Genomic DNA, 3,303 nt, shown 5'->3' with positions numbered 1-3,303 from the left:
AAAAAAAACCCAAATTAGCCCGAAATTATGAAAGTGTTGTTGCTTTAGCATTTTCAATCATGTGGCTCCCAATGTGGGTCGATTGAAATATGCACTACAAAGATAAACACGCTCTAATACCGTTGATTCATTCTTAGTAAACCAAATTGGCATGGAGCCTATTCCTCGTTGGCTACTGTCTGGCGTATTGATTGGTGCAATGACTGCCGGTGTGTTATTTGGCCGTGATTTAATGCTACGCGTGACTTCCATGATGGTTTATCCGCTGGTTTTCATTCTATTAGCGCTTTCTTTGTATTTGATTCCAGAATGGAACACTTCAATGCTTGAAGTGGCACCTGATTGGAGTGCAATGCCAGTGGTGGTATGGATGGCGATTCCGCTGATTGTATTCTCGTTTAACCATAGCCCAATCATCAGCCAGTTCACCAAAGATCAACGTCAACAATTTGGTGACCAAGCCGTTATTAAAACGGATATGATTACAGGTGGCGCTGCGATGATGTTAACTGGATTCGTGATGTTCTTTGTCTTTTCGGTGGTGTTATCTTTAAATCCAGCGGAGCTAGAAATCGCGAAAAAAGAGAACATTAGCGTGTTGTCGCACATTGCTAACATTAACCCATCACCAATCTTATCTTACTTAGGCCCAATTATTGCTTTTGCGGCTATTGTATCCAGTTATTTTGGACACTTCTTAGGGGCTCATGAAGGTTTAGTTGGATTGATTAAATCTCGTTCATCTTTCTCTGTGAGAAAAATTGAAACGGCTTCTATGTTGTTCATTGTATTAACAACATGGATCGTCACAATTAGAAACCCAAGCATTTTAGGTATGATTGAAACGATGGGGGCCCCAATGATTGCGGCTATCCTGTTTATTCTACCTGTGGTTGCGATGCGTATTGTGCCAGCGATGAAAAAATTCAGCACATCAGCTCTTGCACAAGCGTTCACTTTAATTTGTGGTTTAGCTTCAATCACATCAGTTATCTATGGTGCGTTTCAATAATTGATGCCCCAGAATAAAAAAAGCCCACAGCAAGTGATTGCTGTGGGCTTTTATCTAGGGGCAGTGTTGTTACATTCCGTGGCGAGAGTTTTTTAAAGTGCGGACGACGGCATTGATACTGATATGTAATGCCCTAGCGGTGTCACGAATACCCGCATTATTCATGGCAAGCTCAACCACTTGCTCTTTGATGCCGGGCTGACAAGCGTTGTAGGTATAATCGAGTTGAAAAGTGCGGCAACAGGCCTGACAGCGATAACGGGGATGACCTCCATTGCCGGCGCCATGTTTTTTAACAGGGTCGGTTAATCCACAGAATCGCCATTTTACTGAAATGGTAGCCATACTAAGCCTCAATAGAAAAGCTCAGTTTACCCCATTATCAACTCATTGAATACTTGACCGACGTTTGATGTTAAGTCGTCGCTTGAAAATATTGTGTATAAATTAACATTGCCTTCTCTTTTAAAACACCGTGAGTCACCTCAGGCTTAAAAGGACTTTTAGCGAAAATCTCATCACTGCCTAACATAATGTTAAACCCCGCAATCTCAGCTAGCTCATCATGAGAAAGGCTATAAACCATCCGACCTAATTGACTCCATACCATCGCACCGGAGCACATACAACAGGGCTCACAACTGGTATACAGCGTGTACTCAGATAAATTCATGATTTTATGCTCAGAACAATACTGGCGAATAAGGCCTAGCTCTGCATGATAGGTTGGATCACTTTCAGTGTGTATGTGATTTTCACCTGTCATTACGACTTGATTGTCTTTAACGAGTACGGCACCAAAGGGCTCATTACCTTTCTTTGTTGCCTCAGCGGCTAACTCAAGTGCCTGTGCCATAAATTGTATATCTAGCTCACGCTGTTTTTCCATATATCACTTCCTTTATGAGTTCATTTTGCTTATTTCAAGATTTATTACTGATTGGTAATTGTCTGTTAGCATTATTTTTAGGCCAATTGACAGATTTTTTAATCGATAGGATAATCGTTTTATGACCTTATTGGACTCTTACTGCTATAAAATAAAAGGATTAAGCCTAAAACAAAGCTCAATCCTTGAAAAATAATTCACTTATATCATCTAATTATTTATTTTTACTGTCTTATTACCCCAGCACTTTTTACCTCACCATTTTTTCAAATATTCTTCGACTTTTTGAATAAATGACTCTTTAGGGGCTTTTTTACACGCATCGACAATCAAGGGAGTTACCGTTTCGATGCCACTAATATTTAAAGTGGGGTCTTCTACTTTTCCTTTTTGTGTCACAATCTCTGCTGCACCAATGGCGGTTGGATAAAAGTTGTCATCGATGACCAAAAAATCTTCACACTTCCATTGCGATACAGGTTTAGTGTCCGTTACAGGTTTAGTGTCCGTTGTTGCGAAAGCGGAAGTTGCCATTAAAGACATTGTAATAATACCGGCAAATAGAGCTTTATTCATAAATATCACCTCATTATATGTAATATTCCGACCAAACATAAATTTAAATATAACTGATTACTTTAAAAAGAAAAACAATCCAAATCAGATTACCTTATCAACATATTAGGCCTTACAAGTGCGCTTATAGCATAATATTCCATTGTCACATAATACCTTTGATTTTTATAGTAGTAACTAATGCTGTTTAAATAGAACAACGCTATAAACAAGAAAAGCTCGCAATGCGAGCTTTTTAATTATTGAGGATAATAACGAGATTTATTAGTTAATAATTACCATTCAACGTTTACACCAACGTTGTACGTAACACCTTTAAAATCATCAGTATTTGTAGCGATCCCAGCTTTTACTGCTGTATTTTCATCAAAACGATATCCGGTACCCGCAGCAATTGCTGTTTTGGACTCATAACCACCAAGAGCCATAGTCGCATTTAACTTTCCAACACCATATGGCTGGAATAAGCCATTTAGAGCTGCTTGTGATGCAAACCCACGTTTCATTGTATCATTCAGATCATCAACTTTCTGATCTAAACGGTCAACTCGAGAATTTAATTTATTGATATCTTGACGGTTTTGAGCAATAGCAGATGTATTTTGATTGATACTTGCAGCATAATTTTCATTAGTTGCCCATTGCTGTTGCCAATAATTTTCATTACTTGCTAAAGCATTGCCGACTAAAGTATTAACTTTTTTCTGTTCTTCTAGAGAACTATCTAATTTTGTATTAGTATCTTTGATAGCACCATTTGTTTCTGCTAATGCTGTTTTACCATCGGTAATCGCTGTTTCTAATTTATCATTAGTATTTTTGATAC

Annotated in this window: 4 protein-coding genes and 1 pseudogene; 1 reads left to right on the top strand and 4 read right to left on the bottom strand. The window is 38.3% G+C overall.

Annotated elements, in window-relative coordinates; genetic code table 11:
• The first annotated feature begins 151 nt into the window (after positions 1 to 151).
• Positions 152 to 1,012, top strand: coding sequence for an amino acid permease (locus PR675_RS19125; protein ID WP_272582897.1), 861 nt, complete (start codon positions 152 to 154; stop codon positions 1,010 to 1,012).
• A 52-nt stretch (positions 1,013 to 1,064) separates the two neighbouring features.
• On the opposite strand, the pseudogene PR675_RS19120 reads toward PR675_RS19125, so the two are convergent.
• The 4 genes and pseudogenes from PR675_RS19120 to PR675_RS19105 form a co-directional block, all read right to left on the bottom strand.
• Positions 1,065 to 1,357 (bottom strand): annotated as a pseudogene (locus PR675_RS19120) (IS1-like element transposase); the annotation flags it as partial.
• 70 nt (positions 1,358 to 1,427) lie between these two features.
• Entirely contained in the window at positions 1,428 to 1,901 is a 474-nt protein-coding gene (locus tag PR675_RS19115) for a nucleoside deaminase (protein ID WP_004917261.1), read from the bottom strand.
• Positions 1,902 to 2,156: 255 nt separating this feature from the next.
• Entirely contained in the window at positions 2,157 to 2,477 is a 321-nt protein-coding gene (gene hdeA, locus PR675_RS19110; protein ID WP_193451000.1) for an acid-activated periplasmic chaperone HdeA, read from the bottom strand.
• 275 nt (positions 2,478 to 2,752) lie between these two features.
• On the bottom strand, positions 2,753 to 3,303 hold a 551-nt coding region (locus PR675_RS19105; RefSeq protein ID WP_272582896.1), incomplete at its 5' end, for a YadA C-terminal domain-containing protein.

This window comes from Providencia sp. PROV261 (assembly GCF_028477945.1).
GTDB lineage: Bacteria > Pseudomonadota > Gammaproteobacteria > Enterobacterales > Enterobacteriaceae > Providencia > Providencia stuartii.
The sequence above is the reverse complement of the archived record's forward strand: the minus strand, read 5'-3'. Positions and strand labels throughout refer to the sequence as shown.

Excerpts from the sequence above, each read along its gene's own strand:
- PR675_RS19125 (WP_272582897.1), top strand. The coding sequence starts at position 152 with ATGGAGCCTATTCCTCGTTGGCTACTGTCTGGCGTATTGATTGGTGCA.
- hdeA (WP_193451000.1), bottom strand. The coding sequence starts at position 2,477 with ATGAATAAAGCTCTATTTGCCGGTATTATTACAATGTCTTTAATGGCA.
- PR675_RS19115 (WP_004917261.1), bottom strand. The coding sequence starts at position 1,901 with ATGGAAAAACAGCGTGAGCTAGATATACAATTTATGGCACAGGCACTT.